The organism is Dyella flagellata, from assembly GCF_030160275.1.
Lineage (GTDB): Bacteria > Pseudomonadota > Gammaproteobacteria > Xanthomonadales > Rhodanobacteraceae > Dyella_B > Dyella_B flagellata.
This window is the reverse complement of sequence record NZ_BSOA01000015.1, coordinates 163,269-187,383: the sequence shown is the minus strand read 5'-3', so window position 1 is coordinate 187,383 and position 24,115 is coordinate 163,269. Positions and strand designations below refer to the sequence as shown.

At 61.8% G+C, this 24,115-nt stretch carries 21 protein-coding genes and 1 pseudogene; 17 read left to right on the top strand and 5 right to left on the bottom strand.

Annotation, left to right across the window (positions count from 1 at the left end; translation table 11 throughout):
• Positions 1 to 28: 28 nt before the first annotated feature.
• Positions 29 to 193 (top strand): annotated as a pseudogene (locus QQJ96_RS09815) (Hsp70 family protein); the annotation flags it as partial.
• 40 nt (positions 194 to 233) lie between these two features.
• Here the strand turns inward: QQJ96_RS09815 and QQJ96_RS09810 are convergent.
• Complete coding sequence (locus QQJ96_RS09810) at positions 234 to 713, bottom strand: nuclear transport factor 2 family protein (protein ID WP_284331812.1); 480 nt, start codon at positions 711 to 713, stop codon at positions 234 to 236.
• A 25-nt stretch (positions 714 to 738) separates the two neighbouring features.
• On the opposite strand from QQJ96_RS09810, the gene QQJ96_RS09805 reads away from it, so the two are divergent.
• A complete protein-coding gene (locus tag QQJ96_RS09805) occupies positions 739 to 1,236 on the top strand; it encodes an Lrp/AsnC family transcriptional regulator (RefSeq protein ID WP_284331811.1) in 498 nt (165 codons plus the stop codon).
• A 75-nt stretch (positions 1,237 to 1,311) separates the two neighbouring features.
• On the opposite strand, the gene QQJ96_RS09800 is transcribed toward QQJ96_RS09805, so the two are convergent.
• Both QQJ96_RS09800 and QQJ96_RS09795 read right to left on the bottom strand, forming a co-directional pair.
• The gene (locus tag QQJ96_RS09800) at positions 1,312 to 2,592 is read right to left on the bottom strand and encodes an MFS family transporter (protein ID WP_284331810.1); all 1,281 of its coding nucleotides are present in this window, start codon (positions 2,590 to 2,592) and stop codon (positions 1,312 to 1,314) included.
• Positions 2,593 to 2,816: 224 nt separating this feature from the next.
• Positions 2,817 to 3,737 carry a M14 family metallopeptidase gene (locus QQJ96_RS09795; protein ID WP_284331809.1) on the bottom strand — a complete coding sequence of 307 codons (921 nt, stop codon included), beginning with the start codon at positions 3,735 to 3,737 and terminating at the stop codon, positions 2,817 to 2,819.
• Positions 3,738 to 3,883: 146 nt separating this feature from the next.
• Here QQJ96_RS09795 and QQJ96_RS09790 point away from each other — a divergent pair, with 146 nt between their 5' ends.
• From QQJ96_RS09790 to QQJ96_RS09730, 13 genes are all read left to right on the top strand, one after another.
• Positions 3,884 to 4,339: a putative signal transducing protein gene (locus QQJ96_RS09790; protein ID WP_284331808.1), complete on the top strand. Its 456-nt coding sequence runs from the start codon at positions 3,884 to 3,886 to the stop codon at positions 4,337 to 4,339.
• Between the two features lie 123 nt (positions 4,340 to 4,462).
• Positions 4,463 to 4,807, top strand: coding sequence for a hypothetical protein (locus QQJ96_RS09785; protein WP_284331807.1), 345 nt, complete (start codon positions 4,463 to 4,465; stop codon positions 4,805 to 4,807).
• A gap of 51 nt (positions 4,808 to 4,858) precedes the next feature.
• On the top strand, positions 4,859 to 5,497 hold the full coding sequence (locus QQJ96_RS09780; protein ID WP_284331806.1) for a TIGR02466 family protein: 639 nt from the start codon (positions 4,859 to 4,861) through the stop codon (positions 5,495 to 5,497).
• Positions 5,498 to 5,694: 197 nt separating this feature from the next.
• A complete protein-coding gene (locus tag QQJ96_RS09775; protein WP_284331805.1) occupies positions 5,695 to 6,210 on the top strand; it encodes an RNA polymerase sigma factor in 516 nt (171 codons plus the stop codon).
• Positions 6,203 to 7,330 (top strand): FecR family protein, encoded by a 1,128-nt coding sequence (locus QQJ96_RS09770; protein WP_284331804.1) that lies wholly within the window; start codon positions 6,203 to 6,205, stop codon positions 7,328 to 7,330. The genes QQJ96_RS09775 and QQJ96_RS09770 overlap by 8 nt, the downstream gene beginning before the upstream one ends.
• A gap of 128 nt (positions 7,331 to 7,458) precedes the next feature.
• A complete protein-coding gene (locus QQJ96_RS09765) occupies positions 7,459 to 10,260 on the top strand; it encodes a TonB-dependent receptor (RefSeq protein WP_284331803.1) in 2,802 nt (933 codons plus the stop codon).
• A gap of 69 nt (positions 10,261 to 10,329) precedes the next feature.
• The gene (locus QQJ96_RS09760; RefSeq protein ID WP_284331802.1) at positions 10,330 to 11,844 is read left to right on the top strand and encodes a CehA/McbA family metallohydrolase; all 1,515 of its coding nucleotides are present in this window, start codon (positions 10,330 to 10,332) and stop codon (positions 11,842 to 11,844) included.
• A 185-nt stretch (positions 11,845 to 12,029) separates the two neighbouring features.
• The gene (locus tag QQJ96_RS09755; RefSeq protein ID WP_284331801.1) at positions 12,030 to 14,240 is read left to right on the top strand and encodes a sensor domain-containing diguanylate cyclase; all 2,211 of its coding nucleotides are present in this window, start codon (positions 12,030 to 12,032) and stop codon (positions 14,238 to 14,240) included.
• A 111-nt stretch (positions 14,241 to 14,351) separates the two neighbouring features.
• Positions 14,352 to 14,534 (top strand): CsbD family protein, encoded by a 183-nt coding sequence (locus tag QQJ96_RS09750; protein WP_284331800.1) that lies wholly within the window; start codon positions 14,352 to 14,354, stop codon positions 14,532 to 14,534.
• A gap of 193 nt (positions 14,535 to 14,727) precedes the next feature.
• On the top strand, positions 14,728 to 15,039 hold the full coding sequence (locus QQJ96_RS09745) for a hypothetical protein (protein ID WP_284331799.1): 312 nt from the start codon (positions 14,728 to 14,730) through the stop codon (positions 15,037 to 15,039).
• A 379-nt stretch (positions 15,040 to 15,418) separates the two neighbouring features.
• Positions 15,419 to 16,450, top strand: a complete 1,032-nt coding sequence (locus QQJ96_RS09740; RefSeq protein WP_284331798.1) for an extracellular catalytic domain type 2 short-chain-length polyhydroxyalkanoate depolymerase — start codon at positions 15,419 to 15,421, stop codon at positions 16,448 to 16,450.
• A 276-nt stretch (positions 16,451 to 16,726) separates the two neighbouring features.
• Complete coding sequence (locus QQJ96_RS09735) at positions 16,727 to 17,311, top strand: phosphatase PAP2 family protein (RefSeq protein WP_284331797.1); 585 nt, start codon at positions 16,727 to 16,729, stop codon at positions 17,309 to 17,311.
• 361 nt (positions 17,312 to 17,672) lie between these two features.
• Entirely contained in the window at positions 17,673 to 18,818 is a 1,146-nt protein-coding gene (locus tag QQJ96_RS09730) for a hypothetical protein (RefSeq protein WP_284331796.1), read from the top strand.
• A gap of 53 nt (positions 18,819 to 18,871) precedes the next feature.
• On the opposite strand, the gene QQJ96_RS09725 is transcribed toward QQJ96_RS09730, so the two are convergent.
• Positions 18,872 to 20,287: a histidine kinase dimerization/phospho-acceptor domain-containing protein gene (locus QQJ96_RS09725; RefSeq protein WP_284331795.1), complete on the bottom strand. Its 1,416-nt coding sequence runs from the start codon at positions 20,285 to 20,287 to the stop codon at positions 18,872 to 18,874.
• Positions 20,288 to 20,290: 3 nt separating this feature from the next.
• Entirely contained in the window at positions 20,291 to 20,956 is a 666-nt protein-coding gene (locus tag QQJ96_RS09720; protein WP_284331913.1) for a response regulator transcription factor, read from the bottom strand.
• A gap of 351 nt (positions 20,957 to 21,307) precedes the next feature.
• Between QQJ96_RS09720 and QQJ96_RS09715 the strand changes: the two genes are divergently transcribed.
• Positions 21,308 to 22,387 (top strand): glycosyltransferase family 9 protein, encoded by a 1,080-nt coding sequence (locus QQJ96_RS09715; RefSeq protein WP_284331794.1) that lies wholly within the window; start codon positions 21,308 to 21,310, stop codon positions 22,385 to 22,387.
• Positions 22,388 to 22,587: 200 nt separating this feature from the next.
• Positions 22,588 to 24,108, top strand: a complete 1,521-nt coding sequence (locus tag QQJ96_RS09710; RefSeq protein ID WP_284331793.1) for an ArnT family glycosyltransferase — start codon at positions 22,588 to 22,590, stop codon at positions 24,106 to 24,108.
• The last annotated feature ends 7 nt before the right edge of the window (positions 24,109 to 24,115 follow it).

Here is a 24,115-nt window from a genome sequence, read left to right as displayed (position 1 = left end):
TGGGTACAACCAATAGCCTGGCGGCGATATGGAGAGACGGGGCGCCAGTCCTCATCCCCGAGTACTGGGTCATACGCTGACTCCCTCTTGCGTCGGATTCGCCGAGACCGGGGAGCTGCTGGTCGGTCAGGCCGCCGAGGATCGATCGCATACGCATCCCTCGCTGACCGTGGCCAACTTCAAGCGCTACATGGGTTGGCCCCGAAATATTGAGTTCGGCAAGCGGCGTGTGATCAGGATTTCGGAGCAGGTGTCGCCTGGTAAAACACGTTCTGCCATTGCCCATGGCGGTTCATCCACAGGGACGAAGCATAGTTGTCGACCTGGAATGCCTTGCCATGATCAAGTCCGTTTGCCTTGACGTGGTAGGTGATCAGCGCGGTGTCCTGGGCAACGAAGTGAACGCCGAATCCTGCCAGCTCGCAATGGTCGAAGTGGGCATCGGGGTCCATCGCGGAGGCTTCGCTGGGTACCTTACCCACTACGCCGGTACCGGTGAGGGTGAAGAAGTCCGGGGCATGCAAGGCGCGGTAGGCGACGGCATCGTGCTTGATGGCCAAATCCCAGCTTGCGCGCTCCTCGGCGACCAGGTGCTGCCCAATGGTGTCGTTTGCCGAAGCCCCGCCTGCCGTTGGTTGCCTGGCGTTGACGGTCCACGGCAAGAGCAGGCTTGCCACGGTGATGTGCGCGAAGAATATTCGTTTATTGATCATGCAAATAGAATGTGATTAGGATGGTATGACCGTCAATCGAATAGTTTTCGAAAAAATGCCCAGCGACACCGATCTGGACCGAATAGACTTCGCCATCCTGCGCCTTTTGACGAAGGATGCCTGGCTGTCGAACAAGCAGATCGCGGCCGCGGTAGGCCTTGCGCCTTCAAGCTGCCATGAACGAATCAAAGCGCTCAGGGCGCGCGGGGTACTGTTGGGTGCTCATGCCGAAGTGGATCTCCAGGCGATCGGCTTCGCTCTGCAAGCTGTGCTGTTCGTGCAGCTCGGCAAGCTGGCCATCGAGGTGGTCGATGATTTCGTCAGCGCAACCGCTGCCATCCCGGAGGTTCGCGGCGTGTTTCTAGTATCCGGCCGCACGGACTTGATTGTCGACGTTGCTGCACGAGACATGCAGCATTTGAAGGAAGTGATTTCGGAACACTTCAACCGCCATGCGGTAGTGCAGCGTGTGGAAACGTCCATGGTGTTCAATCGCCAACAACAACACGTGATCCCGCTGTAGGCTGGGATGGGAATCCCAGCATCGCGAGGCTGCAAGCATGGCAATGCGGGAACTGTCATCCCAACCTAACTGGCCTTAATGATCGTGGTGCAGGTACTCGGCTTGCCTGGGCAAGCGCAGGGCGAACAAGAAGGCAATGACCATCATCGCGACCACGTACCAATAGAAGCTGCTCTCCAACCCCAGCAGCTTGAATTTCAGCGCCACATACTCGGCGGAGCCGCCAAACGCAGCGTTGGCCACCGCGTAAGACAGGCCTACGCCTAGGGCACGTACCTGTGGCGGAAACATTTCGGCTTTCACCAGGCCAGCGATCGAGGTGTACTGGCTGACGACGGCCAGTGCCGCGGTGATCAGTGCAAAGGCCGGCAGTGGACTGGTGATGGTCCTCAGCGTAGTCAGGATTGGCACCACGCAAATCGCGCCCATTGCGCTGAACCACAGCATGGAAGCGCGCCGGCCGATCCGGTCGGACAACGCACCGAGCAATGGCTGCATGCACATGTAGCAGAACAGCGCGGCGGTCATCACATAGCTGGCAGTCTTGGCTGGCATGCCGGCGGTATTGACCAGGTATTTCTGCATGTAGGTGGTGAAGGTATAGAAGATCAGCGAACCGCCGGCGGTGTAGCCGAGCACGGTGACGAAGGCCTTCCAGTGGTGCGTGAACAAGGCCGACAGGCTGCCGGCTTGCTTGTCGCCGCGAACCTCGGCCGTAGTGGTTTCCTTCAGCGAACGACGCAGCAGCAGCGAGATCAAGGCGGTACCTGCGCCGATCACAAACGAAATGCGCCAGCCCCAGGCCTTCAGCTGGACCTCATCCAAGCACTGCTGCAGGATCACCACCACCAGTACGGCCAGCAGCTGGCCGCCAATCAAGGTTACGTACTGGAACGACGCCATGAAGCCGCGCTGGCCACGCAAGGCCACTTCCGACATATAAGTGGCGGTGGTGCCGTATTCGCCGCCCACCGACAAGCCCTGGATCAGGCGCGCCATCAGCAGCAGGGCGGGAGCCCAGGCGCCAACGGAGGCATAAGTGGGCAAGCAGGCGATGATCAACGAACCGGCGCACATCATCAGTACCGAGATCATCATCGCGCTTTTGCGTCCCCGCTGGTCGGCTATCCGGCCGAACAACCAGCCGCCCACGGGACGCATGAGGAAACCCGAGGCGAACACGCCGGCCGTGTTAAGCAACTGCACGGTAAGTTCGCGCGAAGGGAAGAACGCCTGGGCGAAATAGATCGCACAGTAGGCATAGACGTAAAAGTCGAACCATTCCACCAGGTTGCCGGAGGAGGCGCCGATGATGGCGAAGATCCGCGTGTTGCGTTCTTCACGGGTGTAGAGCATGGGCAGATCCAATCCAGGGCGGTGTGTCATGGCGCAAGTGTTGCGTCATGGATGCGCGCATTGGAATCGTCGCCCGGAGTAGGCGGGCATGGGTGCCCGCCGTCGTCTGAACCCGAGTCGGTTTCCGTTTTTCGCTCGGACGCGACCTAATGCACGCTCTCGATGACACCGCATGGCAAGCTGGGATTGTCATCCCAGCCTATGTTTTTCGATAGAACACGCTCTCAGGCGTGCGCCAGCGCAAAATCGATCGCTGCGCAAACGGCGGCCACTTGGGCAGCTATGCACTGCTCCGGACTGGTTTTCGGACTATCCGGATAAACTTCGGTGGTGGTGGTGTAGCGGGCTGGGGTAATCCCCGCGCAAAGGCCAAGCTTGCGCAGCGGGTACTCGATCACTCCAGGGGCCACCACGGGCGAGCCAATGATCTGGCCGTTCCGGTCGGCAGGGGCAATATGGGTAACTTTGGCCACGGCCGCGATCACGGCTTGCTGGAACGCCGGTTGCGGTTTCTCGCTGTCGTCGACCAGGTAAAAGCCATCCGGAACCTCGTCGGGTTCATACGCGACGCCATCGCGAGCGGCGAGCGCGGGGCGGAATTCGGATTCGTCGGTGTCGGTGGTTTCGTGCAGATCGATATGCATCAGCACTCTGTCGCGCCAATCCGCCACCAGGCGCAGCAAGGCAGCCGATTCCTGCGCCGGGCTGCCCTCGCGGAAGGAGCGGTTCGGGTCCACCGCGTGGGGATTCCAGCGATGAATCCGCTCATATGCCCATGGGCTGATGCAAGGCGCGACGACGAGATTGATGCGGCCTGCGTAGTCCGACGCATGCTGTTGTGCAAATCGCAGTGCACCGTGTACGCCGCTGGTTTCGTAGCCATGCACGCCGCCGGTTACCAGCATGCAGGGTAAATCATCCCGCCACTGACGGCTCTTGATGGCCACTAGTGGGTAGCTGTTCGGTGCGTAATCGAGCCGTCCGTATTCCACCACGTCGAAATGCGAGCGCAGTGCATCGACCACGCTCAGCACATCCTTCTCGTAGCTACGATGGCGAGTCTGCTTCGTCAGCCAGGCTGCGACCTCCGCCGAGCCCCAGGGAACGCCGGCTGTGCCGATCGGGTAAGGCGCGGGGGTCGTCATGGGAAGGCTCGCTCCAAGGCGTCGTTGGGTAGTGTTGCGAAGTGACCTAATGTAGCACTATCGAACCAAGGCACCGGGGCCGCATGGGCCGAAGGGCATGCAGATCAAAACAACGATTTTCCCCTTTTACCTAGGAGTAACTCGCTATGAAAGCAAATGCATTGACCCAAGTGTTTGCCGATCTGACCGACGAAGCGCTGCTTAAACGGTTCAACTCGGGCGCACTGACCGAGGAAGCGGAAGCGATCGCCAAAGCGGAAATTTTATCGCGGGGACTTTCGTTGCCGGGAGCGGGGGAAGCGGAGCGTACCGATGGGGAAGAAGCCCAGGAGGAAACCCCCAACGAGGACCTGATCCCGGTTGCGCGCAATTTGCTGCCCATCGATGCACGCGTGATTCAGGGCCGCCTTGAAGCGGAGGGCATCTACGCCTTCGTGGCGGACGAGAACTTGATGAGTGCGCTGCCGATCTGGGCGCACGCCGCTTATGGTGGCGGCGCGCGGGTACTGGTCAGGGCTTCCCAGGCCGAGGCGGCGGCGAAGATCCTGGCGGCCCGGCGCGCGGATGAATATCAGCTAGAGGACGAGGAAGGCGACTCTTAGGCAGACCGGGTCACGGCCTCTGTCGATTCTTTGCTCCGTGGTTCGTCGATAGGACGGGACACACCTCGGTAAGGCGGTTCAGGTCCCGAATTGGCTTTTTCCCATCGACCCTGGAGCAAGACTATGAAGAGGTTCCTCGCTGTCTATTTCGGTACCGACGCATCCATGAACGCATGGAAGGCCCTGGATGAGGCCGAGCGTCAAAAACGCGAAGCGGCAGGCATGCAGGCCTGGACCCGCTGGCTCGAAACTCACAAGGATGCGATCGTTGAAGTAGGCTCGCCGCTCGGTAAGACCTTGCGTACCTCCAAAAGTGGTGTCGAGAAGTTCAAGAACGAACTGTGCGCCTTTACCGTCGTGCAGGCCGAATCGCACGAGCAGGCGGCGAAACTGTTCGAGGGTCATCCGCACTTCACGCAGTTTCCGGGCGAATCGATCCAGATCATGGAGTGCTTGCCAATACCGTAGGTTTGCCGTCAGCGGTTGCTGGGAGTGGCGTCCTGAGCCTACGCTTGGCCGATGAATCAGCATTACAGCGTAAGCATCGGCGAAACCGGTCCTGCGCAGGCGAAGCCAACGCCTGCCCAGGCGTTCGATCTATTCCCTACGCGCATATGGCAGGTGCCGCTCAAGCAGTTGACGCCACGCTTTGCCGAATGGGTGGAGGCGATTCTCGCCATGCGGGCGGCTGCACCAGTGCCGGCGGGAAGGACCAATCGCGGCGGTTGGAACAGCGTCGACCATGCGGTCATGCACCAGCCTGTATTCGCTGATCTGCATCAGGTCGTGCGGCACTATTGCGCGCAGGCATTTGCGGAGATGGGCGTGGCTGCGCCAGCGTTTGAGTTGCAGTCGTGGGTGAATATCCATGACCGCGGCGGCTTCAATTTTCAGCATATGCACGAAGGGGCCTTGCTGAGCGGCACGTTCTACCTGCAGGTGCCGGAGGGCTCGGGTGCGCTGGTGTTCAAGGATCCGCGGGCCGGGGTGCTCAATTCCTACGCACGGGGCAATGGCGCCAACGCATACAAGGACATTCAGTTGCGGCCTTCGCCGGGCTTGCTGGTGCTGTTCCCGCATTGGCTGGAGCATTTTGTGGAGCCGCATGAGGGTCAGGTGCCGCGGATTTGTATTCCATTCAATGCGTTGAAGGCTTGAGTTCAGCTCCCTCTGCTACCTGTGCCTGATTAGCGTTATGCCTCAGCTTCGCGATGTGTAGCTCCTTCCCCTACTACACGTAGGGGAGGGAGCTGAGCTCAAGCCACTTCACAAAACCGTCATAACTGCGCCATAGTCTCTGTAACCCTCTAGCTCGTGCGTAGCCTCTTTCGGCTAATGCGGTTGAAGGAGGCTCGATGCGTGAAAGGCATGCAACGTGGTCGGCGTTGTTCGCGGAAAAGCGCGCGACGTTGAGCAGCTATTTCCTGCGCCGCGTGGCGCACCGCTGGGATGCGCAGGATCTGGTGCAGGAGGTCTACCTGCGCCTGCTGCGGATCGAGCCGGCGGATGCGGCGAACATTCGCAGCCCGGAGGCGTACCTGTTCACGGTCGCCGCCAACTTGGTGAAAGAGCACGCGCTCTTGCGCCAGCAGCAGCCTTTGGGCAGCGACGAGTTGGAGCAGGTGGTGGAGCAGCTGGTGTCGCCCACCAACCTGGAAGCGGACATGGATAGCCAGTCGCGCCAGCAGCGGCTGGGTGCGCTGATCGACCGGCTCTCGCCCAAGTGCAAGGCGGTGCTGATCATGCACTACCGCGACGAGCTTTCGTATCGAGAGATCGCCGAACGCATGTCGATCTCGACCAACATGGTGAAGAAGTACATCGTGAAAGGACTGGCAGCCTGCAGGCAGAGGATGGCCGAATATGAATGAATCGACGCATTTCGATGCGGTCCGTCAGGCTCGCCGCATCACCGAACAGGCGGTCGGCTGGTACATCGAGCAGCAGGAGCCGTTGAGCGAGCGCCAGCGCGCGGCGTTCCTGGACTGGTTGCGTGCGTCACCCAATCACGTCGCCGAGTATTTCGCCGTGGTGCAGATGCACGGCGACATGAAGGCGGCCGCTGCGCTGAAGCAGATAACGGCGACGGAACTGGTGGAGCAGGCACGGCGCGACAATCCGATCGTGATGTTCCCGCACATGGAAAAAGCCATGCCGGAGCAGCGTCCGGTGCACTCCAAGCGCAGTACGCGCAGCCGCCATCTGCTGGCCGGTGCCGCAAGCATCGCCGCCCTCGCCCTGGTCTGGCTGGGCATGGCTCATTGGCGCACGGCCGAGGTGCGCCCCCAGCAGGCGCGTATGGAGCACTACGCAGCTACCGACACAGCGCAGTCGCTGGCCCTGGCCGATGGCACCCTGATCCATCTGGATCGCAACAGCGATATCGACGTGCGTTTCGACGATCGCTACCGCCGCATCGAGGTCAGGCGCGGCCATGCCTTGTTCGACGTCGGTAAGGATCCGGCGCGGCCGATGCTGGTTAACGTCGGGGGCCATGTGCTGCAGGATATCGGCACCATTTTCGAAGTCCGGCGCGACTCCGGTGGCGATACGTTGACCGTCATCAGTGGCCGTGTGCGCGTACTGGACGCCCAGAAAGCCTCATCGAAAGGCGATGACCTGCCGTTGCCTGGCGTTGCGATCGCGGACCTTAGCGCCGGCCAGCAGATCGAACTAGACGCTTCCGGTGCGAGTCCGGTGCATCCGGCACAGATCGCCCAGACCACCGCGTGGCTGCCTGCCAACATCAGTTTCGAACACGAAACCATCGCCAACGTGGCGCGCAGCTTCAACGCCTACACCAGCACGCCACTGGAAATCGAGGGCGAACAGCTAGCCCAGAAGCGCATCAGCGGCGTGTTCCATGCGGACAACCCGCAAGCGTTCGTGGCATATCTGTCCACTTTGCCGAATGTGCGCATCATCCGTGACGCCGATCGCATTCGCGTGGTATCCGCCAATCAAACTGAAACCAAATCCGGCCACCTGTAAGAAAAGATTCACTGAAATGGCGGTACCCGGTTTGGCGCCGGGAGACTCTTGTAAAGGTATAGGCAGGCGATACGCGCGAGATATGGCGGGTTGCCTGCACCGCTTATCCTCCCAGGGGTTTTCTCCGCATGCGTAACCGTTTAGCGCTACATATCGCCCTTGTGCTCGGCACGGGCATGCCTTTGGCTGCGTTCGCGCAAGCCGCCACGACGACGCACACCACGGCCATTGCGCCGATGCCGCTGGCCAAGGCCTTGCAGACCTTGTCGCACGAGGCTGGCCTGCAGATCGTGTATGGCTCGGAGATCGCCGACAGCATCCGCAGCCCGGGTGCTGACGCGGGACTGACGCCGGAGCAGCAGCTGCGCCAGCTGCTGGCCGGCACCGGTCTCAACTATCGTTTCGTAACCCCGAACACGGTGACGATCATCTCGGGAAACGTGGCAGCCAATGCGGGCAATCCGGCCTCCGCTGCGGTAGCGACGGCCGGTAGTGCAGGCGCAGAGGCGGTCAATCGCAACACGGTCTCGACCGGCAACGACAAGACCGCCAAAGACCTCGAACGCGTGGTGGTCACGGCGCGTTCCGGCGTGGACGTGCGTACGCGAGCGCAAACCAGCTACTCCATTACCACCATCGATGAAGACCGCCTGCGCATGCAGGCGCCCACCAGCGTGACCGAGGCGGTGAAATCCGTGCCGGGCTTCTGGGTGGAAGCTTCCGGCGGCGAAGCCAGCGGCAATATCCGCGCGCGCGGCATTCCGGTCGACGGTTTCGGCTCGGTGACCTTGTTGGAAGACGGTGTTCCCGTCCAGCACGATCCGGCGCTGGGCTATCTCAACGCCGACCAGGCGTTCCGCCTGGACGAAACGATCGAGCGCGTAGAAGTGGTACGCGGCGGTCCTTCCTCGATTTTCTATTCGAACGCACCGGCCGGCGCGATCAACTTCATTCCGCGCCAGGTCGACGACATGGCCGAAGGGTTGGTCAAGTACACCGCCGGCAACTACGGCCTGGGCCGGCTCGACTTCTGGTACGGCACGCCGATCGGCGATGGCTGGAAGCTGAGCACCGGCGGCTTCTTCCGTGTCGACCACAATATCCGCGATCCTGGATTCAACGGCGACAACGGCGGGCAATTGCGCGCCACGCTGTCCAAGCAGTTCGAGAACGGCGACTTCAGCTTCGACGTGAAGCGCCTGGATGACCGGGTCTATTTCGACCTGGGCCTGCCGTTGTACCGCAACACCAGTGGCGACCTGGTGGCGGTGCCCGGCTTCAACGGCAACTACGGCACAGTGGCTGGTCCGGAAACGGAGCACATGCAGCTGCAGCAAGGCAACGGCAGCTACTACAACTTCGACAACACGGTCGGCACTGACGTGAAGCGCACCCAGCTCACGCTGAAGTTCGACTACAAGCTGTGGGGCGGCTGGAAGCTCGCCGAAGACGTGCGCTACAGCGACACCGACACGCAGCGCAATGGCGTATACCCGAACGCAATCGAGACGCCCGCGGTGCTTGACGCTTCGGCGTTGGCGCGGTTGAAGAAGTACTACCCGACCGCCACCGGTATGCAGTTGCAGTATGTGGATAGCGGCGCGGTGTTCGGCCCCAACCAGAACGGCAACGGCCTGGTGATGCTCGGCGGCCTGCGTGGCATCACCATGCCGGTGACCGAGGCGACCAGCAATACGCGCATGATGCGCAAGTTCGAATTCGGCGACCAGACCCATGACGTGACGCTGGGCTACTACCACGCGTACTTCAAGCAGAGTTTCGATCGTTACTCCTCGGTGGTGTTGCTGGATACGGAAAACAACTCCAAGCTGTTGAACTTGGAGGCGGTGAACGCTGCCGGCCAGGCGCTAGGCCCGCTGACCAGCGACGGCATCTACAACAACGGTTACGAATGGGCGCATGCGCACGGCACGTCCAAGACCGACGCGTTCTATGCCTCCGACGAATGGCAGATCAACGACAAGCTGCGCATCGACGGCGGCGCACGCTGGGAGCACGTGAACACAACTGGCTGGACCGAGTCGCCCGCCACGGTGAACCTGGGTACGCCGTGGAGTTCGAGCATCACCACCGGCAGCGGCCAGTACGCTTCCTACGATGACAACTTCCACAAGCTTGGCTGGACGATAGGTGCGAACTACCAGTTCAGCGATCACCAGGGCGTGTTCGCGCGCTACACCTCCACCTTCCGCCTGCCCAATCTCAGCTCCTACATCACCACGCCGACCGCCACGCCGGTCACGCAGACCATGCTGCTGCCGGAAGTGGGCTACAAGTACGCCAATCGCTACATCGAAACCTACGAGACGTTCTTCTACACCAAGTACAACAACGTCGGCTTCAGCAACTACGTGTTCAACCCAAACACCGGTGCGTCCACCGCGCAAACCGGCTACGCCAACACCGAGACCTACGGCCTGGAACTGGAAGGCACGATCTATCCGACCAAGTGGTTCGACCTGCAATACAGCGCCACCTTGCAAGACCCGCGCTACAAAGGCTTGCGCTACACCACCATCCAGGCGGGCGCGCCGGTGTTGCTCGACTACAACGACAACCAGCTGATTCGCGTGCCCAGGAAGGGTGTGCGCCTGGTGCCGGGCGTGAACCTGCTCGACAACAAGCTGCGCCTGCAGCTCACCTATGAGTACGAAGGCAAGCGCTATTCCGATACGGCCAATTCGGTGGTGCTGCCGCAGTACAACGTGCTCAGCTTCAGCGCGCGCTACCAGGCCTCGCAGAACCTCACGTTCTTCGTGTACGCGGACAATCTCACCAATTCGCTGGGCCTGACCGAGGGCAACCCGCGCTCGGGTGAGTTGAAGAGTTCCGATGCGGGTGCGACGGTGTTCATTGCGCGGCCATTGCTGGGGCGGTCGTTCAGGGCGTCGGTGATGTATCGGTTCTGAGGCATGTGGCTCCCTCCCTTGGGTTGGCAAGGGAGGGAGCGTTCCGTCGCAGAGGTGTCGGCAAAGCGCATGAAATCACCACTCCTACGCATCTATCTTCCCCTGCTGGCTTTGATGATCCTGCTTATGTGCCTGGCCTGCACGGCCCGCGCGGACGGCAACGCGCCCGACCTGGTATTGCAAGGCCAGATCCACGCGAACGAAAACCACACCTATCACCTGGTTCCCTTCACGGTTCCGGCCAACGTCAATCGCATTACGGTCCAATTCGACTACAGCGGTCGCAAGGACCACACCACTATCGACCTGGGCCTGCTCGGCCCGGATGGTTTTCGCGGCCAGGATGGCTTCCGTGGCTGGAGCGGTGGCAGCAAGAAGCTCTTCACCATCAGTGCGACCGACGCCACGCCATCGTTCCTGCCGGGAGCGATCCGTCCCGGACGCTGGACCTTGCTGCTGGGCATTCCCAATATCCGCCCGAATCTAAGCGCCGACTTCACGGCAAAGATCTGGTTCGGACGCCCCGGCGATCCGGCGTGGCTGCCGGAGGTGCTCAATCCACCGCTGCGCAGCGAAGCGGGCTGGTATCGAGGCGACCTGCACATGCATGGCGCGCATAGCGATGGCAGTTGTGTCAGCCAGAGCGGCAAGCAGCGCGTGCCGTGTCCGCTGTTCCTGACCATCGATGCCGCACTCCAGCGCGGGCTGGACTTCATCGCGCTCAGCGACCACAACTCGGTTTCACAAGCGAACGATATCCGCGAGCTGCAGCCATATTACGATCAACTGCTGCTGATGCCGGCACGCGAGATCACTACCTTCAGCGGTCACGCGAACCTGTTCGGCTCGGATGAGCCACTGGATTTCCGCGTCGGCAGCGCAAGTGTGCCGGATTGGAACGCCCTGCTGCGCGCAGCGGCCAAGTTGCATGGACTGGTTTCCATCAATCATCCGATCCGCCCGGATGACGAAACCTGCATGGGTTGCGGCTGGGCGCCGGACAAACCGGTCGACATGCAGCTGGTGCGAGCCATTGAAGCGGTAAACGGGGTGGACGCGATGCTGCCCGATTCGGGCATCCCGTTCTGGCAGCGCCTGCTCGACCAGGGCTATCGCCTGACCGGCGTGGGCGGCAGCGACAATCATGATGCCAAACAGGTGCTGGGCGGCCTGGTCGGCACGCCCACCACGGTGGTGCACGCCAGCGAGCTGTCGATGCCGGCCGTTCTTGCCGGCATCCGCGCCGGCCACGTGTTTATCGACGTCCAGGGTACGCGCGACCGCATGCTCGATCTGACCGCCAGCGCCGGGGCGCAGACGGCCGAAATGGGCGATGAGATCGGCGTGGCCGCCGGTCAAAAGCTGCGGCTTACCGTCACTGCCACCGCGCCGGAAGGCGCTCGTGCGGAAATGATCGTCGACGGCAAGCCATGGCAACCGGGGGCCGATCTCGCCGTGAACGGCAAGCTGAAGCAATCGTTCGACTGGCCCAGTGACGGCAAGCGTCACTGGATACGCGCCAATGTCCGGGGCGGCGGCGGGGTGCTGTTGTTGGTAGGAAACCCCATCTATATCAACCACTAATGCCCAGTCGTGCCGCGTAGGCTGGGATGCCAATCCCAGCTTTGCCTGAGGTCTACGGATGCTGAGATTGTCATCCCAGCCTACGCACCGAGACCTTTTTCTGTGACGGAGTAGGCATTTTGGCAGGACCCTTGCTTCGTACAAAGGCAAGTGGGGTTGGCCCGCCATCGAAGGACCCAAGCACCATGCTCGCCAAGCGCGATACGCATGGCCTATGGCCACTGTTCGCTGCGTTCGCCCTTTCCGGAGGCCTGTCGCTCTACGCGCTGGCGCTGGCAAGGGCGAATCACAGCCCGGTAGCCTTGTGGCTGGCCAATGGCGCGTTGGTCGGTTGGCTGGTGCAGCGTCCGCTCGTTCGCGCGTGGCCGGTGTTGCTGGCGTCCTTCGTCGGTATCTTTGCCGCCAAACTGTACCTGGACGATCCGCTATTGCAGTGCTTGCTGCTGGGCGCGTGCAACGTGCTGGAAACGGCGATCGTCTGCCACGTCATCCAGCGTCGCTTTCCGAACATCACCCCGGACACCCGCTTCACCGATCTCGCACGCGTAGGCGTGCTCGCTGCGCTAGCCGCCAGCCTGCTGTGTTCGCTGGCCATGATGTGCATCCTGAACTGGTGGACCCAGATGGATGTGTTGATGGTCGCCAATACGCTGTTTCGTGCGCATTTCGTTGGCATGGTGTTATCCGGCAGTACCTCACTGGTGATCGTCACGCCTTACCTGTGGCGTGCCCCATTGGCCAGAATCGGAATCTTGGCGCGCGACCTGGGCATGCTGGCGGCTATTACCGCAGGCGTGCTGGTCGAGCCGCGCGTACCGCTGGTCTTTCTCGTCTATCCGCCGCTGTTGTGGCTGGTGTTCCGTCATCGTTTCGTCGGCATGGTGATCGGCGTGGCGATCATTGCCTTGGGGGTCAGCCTTGCCACCACCTTGGGCATCGGGCCGTTCAACCTCGTTGTCGGCGTCACGCCGGCGTTTCGCGCGGTGATGGGGCAGGTATTCATTGGCGTCACCTGCCTGGTGGCGCTGCCGGTCGCGCTGGCGCTGTCCGAGCAGGATCGGCTGCGCAAGCAGATGCAGGAAAGCGAACTGCGCTACCGCTTGCTGGCCGACAACAGCGGGGATCTGGTGATGCGCATCCGCGCCAATGGCGATCGCATGTACGTATCGCCGTCAGTGAAGGATCTGCTCGGCTGGGAAGTGGATCAATTCCAGCGGCCACGGCCGGACCTGATTCATCCGGACGACCGCGAGCGCATTGCCGCCGAAGTGGTCAGGTTGCGCATGCATGGCGGCACCACCACCGCCACGTACCGGCTGCAGCACAAAGACGGCCACTATCTGTGGATCGAGGCGTTCGCGCGCCTGGTACCCAGTCCAGACGGCGACGGCGCGATGGACATCATCTATACCGGCCGCGACGTGACCGAGCGTGTACGCATCGAGCAAGCCTTGATGGAAAGCCAGTCGCAGTTGCGCACCGTCACCGACAACATTCCCGCAGTGATAGCGCGCATCGACATGAACGAGCGCTACACCTACGTCAATCGCTACGTCGAACACGTCTCCGGCGAAGTCCCCGCGGAGATCATTGGCAGGACGGTTCACGAAGTGCGCGGCAACGCGCTGTACGACCGCCTGAAACCGTATCTGGAACGCGCCTACGCCGGCCACACCGTGATGTTCGAGTACGAGACCACGTATCGCGGAAAGCCCATGCACTTCCAGTGCCATTACGTGCCGGACCGCGATGCGCAAGGCAAGGTGCGCGGCGTATACGCGCTGACCAACGAAATCACCCATATCAAGAACACGGAACGTGAGCTGCTGCGCATCGCGCATCAGGATTCGCTCACCGGCCTGGCGAACCGGCGCTACTTCAGCGAACGCGTGCCGGCCTTCCTCAAGCAGGCGCAACAGCACGACATCGCCGTATTGTTGGCACTGGTGGATATCGACAATTTCAAGACCATCAACGACACCTACGGCCACGCGGTTGGCGACGTCGTACTGGCCGAAGTGGGCCAATGCCTGCAAAAGCTGATACGCGAAGGTGAAATCGTGGCGCGTATTGGTGGCGACGAATTCGTGGTGCTTTGCAATGATATCAACAATATCAAGCAGGCCCAGGCATTCGTGCAGTCGCTGTGGGAGCGCCTGCACATGACGATCGATACCGGCGTTGCGCAAGTGACGGTGAGCATGAGTGTGGGTGCAGCCATCTGCATGAACGAGCTTTCCGCCGACGCGGTGATGAAATTCGCGGACGATGCCTTGTACAAGGCCAAGGAAGCAGGCAGGGATACGTACCGCTTCCTTGCTCACGGCTTCGGCGACAATGACGGTAACGACGGCAACAGCGGTAACGAGCAAATCAAGCTCCGTCGCGTGCAATAAGCGCACAAGCGCATGCTCCGAAGCTTGGATGTGTTCTTCACCTGGTTTGCACTGCCCGCTATCTGACACCTCAGCATGATGGATGCTCGTTTCTGAACATGGGAGGCAAGCATGGACAAGAATCGCGTGGAAGGCAGCAAACACGAAATCAAGGGAGCCGCGAAAGAAGCGGCCGGCAAAATGACCGGTAATCCGGCGCGCGAAGCAGCTGGCAAGCTCGAAAAGGAAGCCGGCAAACTTCAAAAGGAAATAGGAAAAAACAAGGACGAAATGCATAAGCACCACGATCACTAGCGTCGCATCGCGGCGTTGCAAATCTCCAAGGGAGCAAACTAACCCATGGATCGAGTCGGAAGAGGGCGCGTGCAGCGCCCTCTTTGTTGTGCAGCGGACTGGCTGCACCGCGAGATGATCGAATCTTGCCGTTTGACTCACGCCGCCATGGCTAACGTGATCGCACTCGACGACTGATCAGGAGATCCGCATCATGCGTGCAACCCGTGTACTTCTTGCCGCTTTCGTGCTGGCCGGGATGACGACAGGCGGACAAGCGCTTGCCCAGACCACCGGTACCGCTGCCAATCCGCAAACCAATGGCTCAGGCATGCCGCCAGGCAGCATGCAGCAGAGCGCGCCGCCCCAAACCATGCAGCCCAGCACCAGCCCACAACAAAGCATGCCGTCCAATAGCGGCGCGTCGAGTACGTACCATCATAAGCATTCGATGAAGAAAAAGCGGGAGACGACGAACTCCGATATGGGTGGCAGCAATCCCGCGACGAGCGGCACTTCGCATTGATCCCAAAAGCCTAGTATCCCCACGCTTTTCTGCTCAAGACCATCTTCAAAAGAGATAGCGGTAGTAGAGCCTATGATTTTGCGCGTCATTCCGGCGAAGGCCGGAATCCATGCTTCGTATTTGCCATGGATTCCGGCCTTCGCCGGAATGACGACCCGCTCGGAAACGGCATCAGCGAAGGGTCCAGTTTTGCGAAGGAGCTGTGGACGGCACATTGCGCCTTGCCCCTAAGTCCAATTCCGCCGACTTCTCTTTGGTGTTCTCCTAAATCAGCAACAACCGGCATGCGTTTGCCGAACACCATCCGGCTTCCAGGGGTGCCGGATGCACGCGGCTGCGCGATTCCAACCTGCGTATCTGATTTAAGGAGGGCGTCGTCATGGTGTCGAGATTCACCAGGCTTTCGATGCGAATGCTGCTGCTTGGCGTTGCGCTGCTGCTTTCTCCATGGGCGTGGGCCGCTTCCCCACTCGGCGCCTATAACATTGCGCCGTCTTCGGTCACCGTTGCCGGCATCTCTTCCGGTGGTTATATGGCCGTTCAATTGCAGGTGGCCTATTCCCAGGCCATTTTCGGCACCGCCGTGATGGCCGGTGGCGCTTACTACTGCGCGCAAAACAACGAAGCGTATTGGGGCAGCGCCTGCGCCACAGGCAATGGCGTGCCCGTGTCTTCGCTGGTGGACTACACCAATCAGCAAGCGGCGGCGGGCACGATCGATCCCACCGGCAACATCGCCGGCAAGCCGATCTATATGTTCAGCGGCATGCTGGATACGGTGAACTACCAGGCGGCCATGGACGATCTCTACAGCTACTACCAGAGCTTCACCTCCACGGCGAACATCACTTACAACAACTACACTGCCGCCGAGCACGCATGGATCACGCCTGACTCGGTGGTCGCTTGCTCGTACCTTGCCGCGCCATACATGAACAACTGCGGTTTCGATGCCGAGCAGACCTTCCTAGGCCAGTTCTACGGACAGCTCAACGCGCGCAATGACGGGACGCTCGGCGGCAGCTTCATCCAGTTCGACCAGGATGCGTTCTGTCCGGACAGCAACTGTGCCGCCATTTCCATGGATAGCAGCGGCTGGGTCTACGTGCCGCAAAATTGCGCGCAAGGGCAGTCCTGCCGATTGCTGGTGGCCTTGCATGGTTGCTCGCAAAACCAGGAAACCATCGGCACCACGTTCGTGCAGTATGCCGGCATCAACGAATGGGCTGATACCAACAACATCATCGTGCTGTATCCGCAGACCATCAATGCGACAGTGCCTTACAACCCCTATGGATGCTGGGATTGGTGGGGCTACACCGGTGGCAACTACGCGCTGAAGTCAGGCCCGCAGATGGCGGCGATCATGGCCGAGGTGAATCAGTTGGCGGGCGGTACGCTGCAGTTCTAAAAGGGCGCTTATTCGTGCACGCAGGTTGGTGGGCTGACCTGCGTGCGTAAATGCCAAGTGACGAGGAAGTGATATCAGCGCGCCATGGCATCCATGCGCGCCGCTGCAATTGAAACGTAGCGCAAACTTCACCGCGCGCTAAGCCAATGCTAAGAAGAAAGGCATAGGGTCGAGTTGGCGTGAGTGGAAACATGCCAAGGCAGTGGATGGCGTGTCGTGATTGCAGTGCTTTCTAGGCATCATTTTTGGTCGCTGGCGATATTGTGCGCAGCATGCTTGTGGCCGAACAGCGCATGGGCAGGCGGCGGCTTTCTTGGCATCGACCATCGCGTCGCGTACGACAATTCCGGCGTATGGAATCGCAATATTCAGAGCGGCGTGTTGTACGGAACCATTGCTTCCGTCGGCATCGGGGCGCTGGCCTTCGGCGACCACGACCAGTTTGGCGATACGCTGTGGCGTTCGGTGGATGCGTTGGCGTTCACCGGAGTTACCACCGAGGCGATGAAATACGCTTTCCAACGCGAACGGCCCTCGCAAACGTCCAATCCGGACCTGTTTTTCCGCGGCACGCGCGCGAAGAGCTTTCCGAGTGGCGAGGTGGCGGCGATCTCTGCCGCGGTAACTCCTTTCATGGCCAGCTACGGCGAAGAGCATCCGGCGGTGTACGCACTGGCCTTACTACCGGCTTATGACGCGGTGGCGCGAGTGAAGACGCGTGGCCACTGGCAGAGCGACGCGCTGGTCGGTGCGGCGGTGGGCGTGGGGTTCGGCATTTACGCATCGCGCCGCCAATCGCCCCTGATCATCAGCTGGCTACCCGGCGGGTTCAAGATCGGCTTCATCCACTATTTCCAGTAGGCTGGGATGACAATCCCAGCATTGCCATGCCCGCCTATCGCGGTATTGGGGCCAGTGTGCCGGGATTGTCATTCCAGCCTACGAACGCCGGCGTACTGTTGCACGCGCCCTTGTCTTCTCGTTTTGTCTTCGATTAGTTTGCGCGCGTTCGCCGCTGGGGAGCGGCGAACGATTTCGTCGAGGGAGTTCCATGCCATGCATTCATCCAAGCCTGCGTTCAAGCGGGTGGGGGAGATGCGTGCCCGGCGAAAGCAAGCTTAATCGTAGAGGTGTGTGGTACGGGTCCCGCTGAACGGTGTGAACCCTGCACGTTACGCCGTGGCGGGTACTTTCCTTATTTCACTTTTCCGAGGGGAAATACATGCACGATTACGCAAAGCGCGGCCTGCTGAAAACGATGGCAGTCTCCGCCTTGTTCGCTGTTTCAACCATGGCGGCGTCGGCAACCGACGTCGCGCCGGTCAGCAATCCATATTCGCCGGCGTATGGACATGGTTACCGCCATGGCGCGGTGCCGACCCAGGAAGCCCTGCATCGCATGAATGCGTACGAGAAATTGCAGGGCGCCAACGCGTCGACGACGACCAGTACGAAAACGCTCTCCTATGGCGGCGGCGTAGATGGCATCGGCGTCACCAGCGGTCAGCCGAAGGTGTATCTGGTGGTTTATGGCAGCCAGTGGGGAACCGCCGGTACCGATGCCAACGGCAATATGACCCTGTCCGGGGACGCGGCCGGTGCGGTGCCCCATCTACAGCAGATGTTCAAGGGCCTGGGCACCAATGGCGAGCTGTGGTCCGGCACGATGACGCAATATTGCGATGGCTCGCTGGTGGGAACCGGTGCTACCTCGTGTCCGTCGGCCGCCGCGCATGTCGGCTATCCGGCGGCCGGCACGGTCTACGCGGGCATCTGGTACGACAACTCCGTCGCTTCGCCCTCCCAAGCGACCGGTGCGCAGTTGGCGCAGGAAGCAATCAACGCGGCAGCGCATTTCGGCAATACCACCGCGGCCTCCAATCGCTACGTGCAATACGTCATCCTGTCGCCTTCGGGCACGCATCCGGATGGATTCAATACCACCAGCGGCAATTTCTGCGCGTGGCACGACTATAACGGCGACACCACGCTGTCCGGTGGCGCGGTGTCATCGCCTTACGGCGACGTCGCCTTCACCAACATGCCGTATGTGTTGGACATGACGACCAGCTGCGGCGAGAACTACGTCAATAGCGGTTCGGCCGGCGTGGTGGATGGCTTCTCGATCGTCAACGGACACGAATACGCCGAAACCGTTACCGACCAGAATCCGGCCGGAGGCTGGACCAACCATCAGCGCCACAGCCGTTCCAACGGCGAGGAAAACGCTGACGAATGCGCGTGGATCGCGCCGGGCACGGTCGGCGGTGCGGCGAACGTGGCAATGGCGACGGGCAGCTTTGCGATGCAGGCTACCTGGTCCAATGACACCAATAGCTGTGCTATCTCCCATCCAGTCGTGCAGTAGTGACTGGCAACCGCCTCTCGAAGGAGAGGCGGTTGCGTAAGCCGGATAAGCGTTCAACGTGTCACGCTCGCCTGCAAATTCGCGTCCTGCAGTGCCAACCCCAGCCGCAACGACTGCGCCCGCGCCACCGAAGCCGCCAGGGCCAGGCCAAGCCCGGTATGCACGCCGGCCTCCTTGCCCTTGCGCCAGAACCGCTGCTTCATGTGGGCGACATCTTGTTCGGTCAGCTCAGGCGCTGGATTGGTCACCGACCAGCTGAGCGCCGTACAGCGCAGCATGATGGTGCTGCCGGCGGGAGCGTAAGCTAACGCGTTGCCGAGCAGATTGCCCAGCAATACATCCAGCAAGGTGGCATCGGCTCTCCACATGACCTGCGGCTCGATTTCCACCTGCAATTGCAGCGCCCGTTCGTGCAAGCGCTGCCGATACCGATCGAGCAGCGCGTGGGTAAGAGCACCAACATCCACCGGTTGCAGGGAGAGCTGCTCGATGCCCGCTTCGATACGCGTCAACAGCAACAGGGCCGTTACGATGCGTTCCATTTTTGCGCCGATGTCGCCGAGATCCGCCAGCACTTCCCGCACGTCGCGGTCGCTGGGATAGCGCAGTTCCACTTCGATGGCGGTACGCAGTTCCGCCAAGGGCGTGCGCAATTCGTGCGCCACGCCGCTGGCGAACTGGCGCTCGCGCAGCAAGCCTTCCTCCATGCGCGATAGCACCGCGTTGAAGCGTGCGATCAGCGGCGCGAGTTCGCGAATCCTGGTGCTCTGCAGCCGCATGCTCGGCGTATCGGGACCGATCTGGTCCATCGCCAGGGCCAGGCCCGCCAGCGGGCGCAGGCTGCGCGTAACCAGCAGGGGCGTGAGAATGGCGACGATCAGGAAGCCCAGCACCACGCAACCGAATTCAATGTGGTCCAGGGAGCGTTGGAAATCCAGCGCTTCGCTACGATCAGCCGCCAGTCCCAGCAGGCAATCGGGCGCAGCCGTCGATTCATTCGCCGCAGCGCCGGAATCGGCGGGCGCATCATGCATGGCGTCGAGGTCGGGAAAAAAGCGCAGGGCGATCGCGCGTAGCTTGGTGCCGTGATGATCGGCCGCGTCCGCGAACGCCATGGACTGGCCCTGCGTGGGCGTAGGCCAGGCGAGCGATGCGACTTCGTCGGACGACATAACATGCTGGCCACGGCAGTCGATGCGGAAATAGAGGGTGCCGTCATCGGCCAGGAACGAAGGAATCCAATGCGAAGGAAAGGTTTGGCCGGAGGCCTTGGTGCGCGCGGTGAAGATGTCTGCCAGCGCTTGCGCATGCTCCAGCAGGTCGGTATCCGCGCGCTGCGCCACCTCGTTGTCCACGCGAATGTCGATCACCAGCGTGGCGGTGCCCAGCACCACCACGATCGCCGCGATCACCAGCAGGGTGGTGCGAAAGCGCAGCGATGTCCTGCGCAGGGCGGTGGCAGGGTGCATCGCTCAGCCTTTGGGGATCAGATAGCCGAAGCCGCGGCGGGTGTGGATCAGTTCGCCAATGCCAGCATGCTCCAGCTTGCGCCGCAGACCGAATACCAGCACTTCCACGCTGCGGTCCGAGGCAGTGGATTCGCAGCCGGCCAGGCGTTCGAGTATTTCGCTGCGCGAAAACGCCCGGCCGCGATGGCGCATCAGCAATTCGAGCAGGGAAAATTCGCGCGGCGTAAGCGTCACCGGCTCGTCTTGTACGTGCACGGTGCGCGTGACCGGGTCCAGGCTGAGCGTGCCGATGGCCAACTGCGGCGTCTGGGCGTCCTTGGACCGGCGCGCCAGTGCATGCAGCCGCGCCACCAGTTCGTCGAAGGAAAACGGCTTGACCAGGTAATCGTCTGCCCCGCGATTGAGCGCATCGATGCGATCGGAAAGCTGGTCGCGCGCCGACAGCACCAGCACACGAGGGCGTGAGCTGCGGGCCTGGATATGGCGCAGCACGCCAAGCCCATCCATGCCGGGCAGCCCCAGGTCCAGCACGATCAGTTCGTAGTCGTAGGTATCCAGGTGCTGGCAGGCCAGGATGCCGTTGGCCACACTGTCCACGGTAAACCCGGACGCGGTCAGGCCCCGCCCGAGTGACTCGCGCAAGCGCATCGAATCTTCAACGACAAGTATGTTCAGAGCCGCTCCCTTCGATGCATGCAGGGCAGGCTCGCCGGGGCTGTATGCCTCCGGTTCCGCGGCCTGCCTTTCAATAAGCTGGCGGCGTGCTTTGCGTTCGAGGTCGCCGGCAGCACCAGGGTGTGCGGCGAATATAGCAGTGAGCGCGGCGCAGCCAAGTCAAGCGGAACGGGCACTCACAGTCGGCAAAAGTGACGGAATGTCTGCGTTCGTGAATGAATCACAGAATTATAACGTACGCATAAGTATCACCTAAGTTTGTGCTTCCACACTCTTTAATTCCACCACCAGGGATGGCCGCGGCGGACTTTGAAACCCCCACTAGCCACGCCTGGAGGTATCCCATTGGGCGCGTTCACTGCCGATCCTTGCGGCGAAAGCCTTCCTCGCGAGGGGATACATCGCATCCTGGTGTGCCGGCCTAATCATCGGCTGGGCAACATGCTGCTGATGACGCCGCTGATCGCGGAGCTGGAGCGCCTGTACAAGGGGGCGGAAATCGACGTCGTGGCGGAAGGCCCGCTGGCCGCCGACGTGTTCGCCACGTACTTCAGTGTCAAGCACATCTATTGCCTGCCGCGCCGCGGCTTCAAGCACCCGTTGAGCTTCCTTTCGCTGATCTTCCGCATTCGCCGGACCCGCTACGACCTGATCATCGATCCGTGCCTGCGCTCCGGTTTCAGCCGCACCCTGGCGCGCGTTTTCCGCGCACGCTACAAGCTTGGTTTTGACGCCCAGCAGTCATCGACGACGCTCACACACGTCGTACCGGAGAGCATGGCCCCGCATCACATGGCGCAGCGGCCGGTCGCGTTGGCGCGCTGGCATGCGTCGCCGGCGCCGGACGCAAGCCCGGGCTTTCCCGCCATGGATATCCGTCTCAGCGAGGATGAGCGCACCTGCGGCAAGACCGTGGTGCGTGAACTGTTGGCGGAGCAGCCACAAGGAAAGGCGCGCTGCACCGTCGGCATCTTCGCCGACGCCACCGGCGACAAATGCTACCCGGCCCCATGGTGGAGCGAATTTCTGGCGACCCTGCGCGAATCTTCGCCGCGCTGCGCGATCGTGGAAATTGTCCCCATGCACGGCCGCTCGATGCTCGGCTCGCGCTGGCCCAGCTATTACTCCAGCAGCATCCGCCGCATGGGCGCGGTGATGGCGGCGATGGATCTGGTGATCAGCGCCGACTGCGGCGTGATGCATCTGGCGGTGGCCTCACAGGTGCCGACGATGGGCCTGTTTTGCGTGACTGACGCGAAGGTGTACGGACCGTACGGTACGCGTAGCGGCTCGCTGCTCACCCATGACCTGTCGGCACCCGAGGCCGCGAGGCGGGTGGCGGCGGCCTTCCCGGATTTGTTCGGTGCGCCCGCGCCGCAGCCGGGGGGCGTGGTTCCAGCCCCGATGCGGTTGGTGGGACGGTAGGCTGGGATGACAATCCCAGCTTTCGCGTAGCTTCCTGATGCTGGGATTGTCATCCCAGCCTACGCGAGGGTGAGGGAGTCCGGCCCTCCCGTCGCTTACAATCTCCTCAGTGACCCTTGCGCCCAGCGCGCAGAACCCCAGACCACCACCTCCGTCTGCCGGTACCTCCACGGCAAGCGGCGCTTTATCCGGACCCTCCCATGCCGAACGACCGCACCCAGGAACATCGCCTGCGGCCCAACGCCACGCACACCTCGCGCTGGCCGCTCATCGCCCTGATCTGTTTCGGGCTGCTGCTCGGCTTTGCGTTCCAGGGCACGCGTGGCCTGTGGAGCCCGGACGAAGGGCGCTACACCGTAGCCGCGCTGCAGATGCTCGATACCGGCAACTACTTGGCGCCGGCCTACAGCCCGGACGAGGTCAACTTCTCCAAGCCGCCGACCACCTACTGGGTGATCGCCGCGTCGATCAAGCTGTTCGGCCGCAACAGCTGGGCGGTGCGCGTGCCGTATGCGCTGGCCTTCGTGCTGACCCTGCTGCTGCTGTACGTGGCCGGCCGCCGCATGGTCCCGGAAAAGCCCTGGCTGCCGGGACTGGTCTACGGCTGTGCGGCGGCGCCGTTCATGGCCGGCAACATCGTCAGTACCGATGCCTTCCTCACGCTGTGCGAAGCGCTGGCCATGTTGGGCTTTCTGCGCGCGGCCTTCGATGAAAACGAACGTGGCCGCCAGCGCTATGTGCTGCTGATGTGGCTGGGTTGGGGACTGGCCTTTCTTACCAAGGGGCCACCCGGTCTGATCCCGCTGCTGGCGGTGATCCCGTTCATCGTGCGCCGCGATGGCTGGCCCGGACTGCGGCGGTTTTTCCCGCTGAGCGGCATCGTGCTGTTCCTGGCGGTTGGCTTGTCCTGGTATGCGGTCGTGGTGCTGCGCTACGCCGGGTTGCTGCACTACTTCCTGCACCAGGAAGTGTACAACCGCGTGTTCACCGCCGCGCACAAGCGCAATGCGGGATGGTTCGGCTGGATCAAGATCTATCTGCCCGTGCTCGGCCTCGGGCTGCTGCCGTGGTGGCCAGCGACCGGCCGCTTGATCCGCCGCTGGGTGTCCGCCGAGCGCTGGGGCGCCAAAGCCAGCCCCAGTGTCGAGTTATTGCTGGTGCTGTGGTTCCTGCTGCCGTTCGTGCTGTTCTGCCTGGTGCAGTCGCGCCTGCCGCTATACATGCTGCCGCTGTTCCTGCCGCTGTCCTTGTTGATCGCGTTGGAACTGCGCGATCGCGTCGACCTTCACCAGACCCGGCAGCAGGTGTTGTTGGCGCTATGGGTCGTGGTGCTGCTGGGAGTAAAGGCCGGGGTCGCGTATGGCTGGCACCCCAAGTACGACAACCGCCAGATGGCCGCCGAATTGCGCGCGGCCACCTCCCCAGAGCAATACCAGGCGCTGATCTTCGTCGAGAACACCGACGCGGACTACACCATTGAGGAGGCCACTCCCTGGGGCTTGCGTATGTATCTGGGCAAGACGGTGTATGGCATTCCCTGGCTGGCCCCGCAGGGCGCCGAAGCGCTGTGTCATGCCTTGCACAACGAGGGCCGGGCGCTGGTGGTGATCGATCCCGCGCTTGGGCCGGAGGCGATCAAGCCAGCCCTGCAGCGCTGTCCCGGACACGTGACCGACGTGGGCACGTGGCGAGGGAACGCCTTGAAACGGGTGGAGTTTTAGCCGGCTT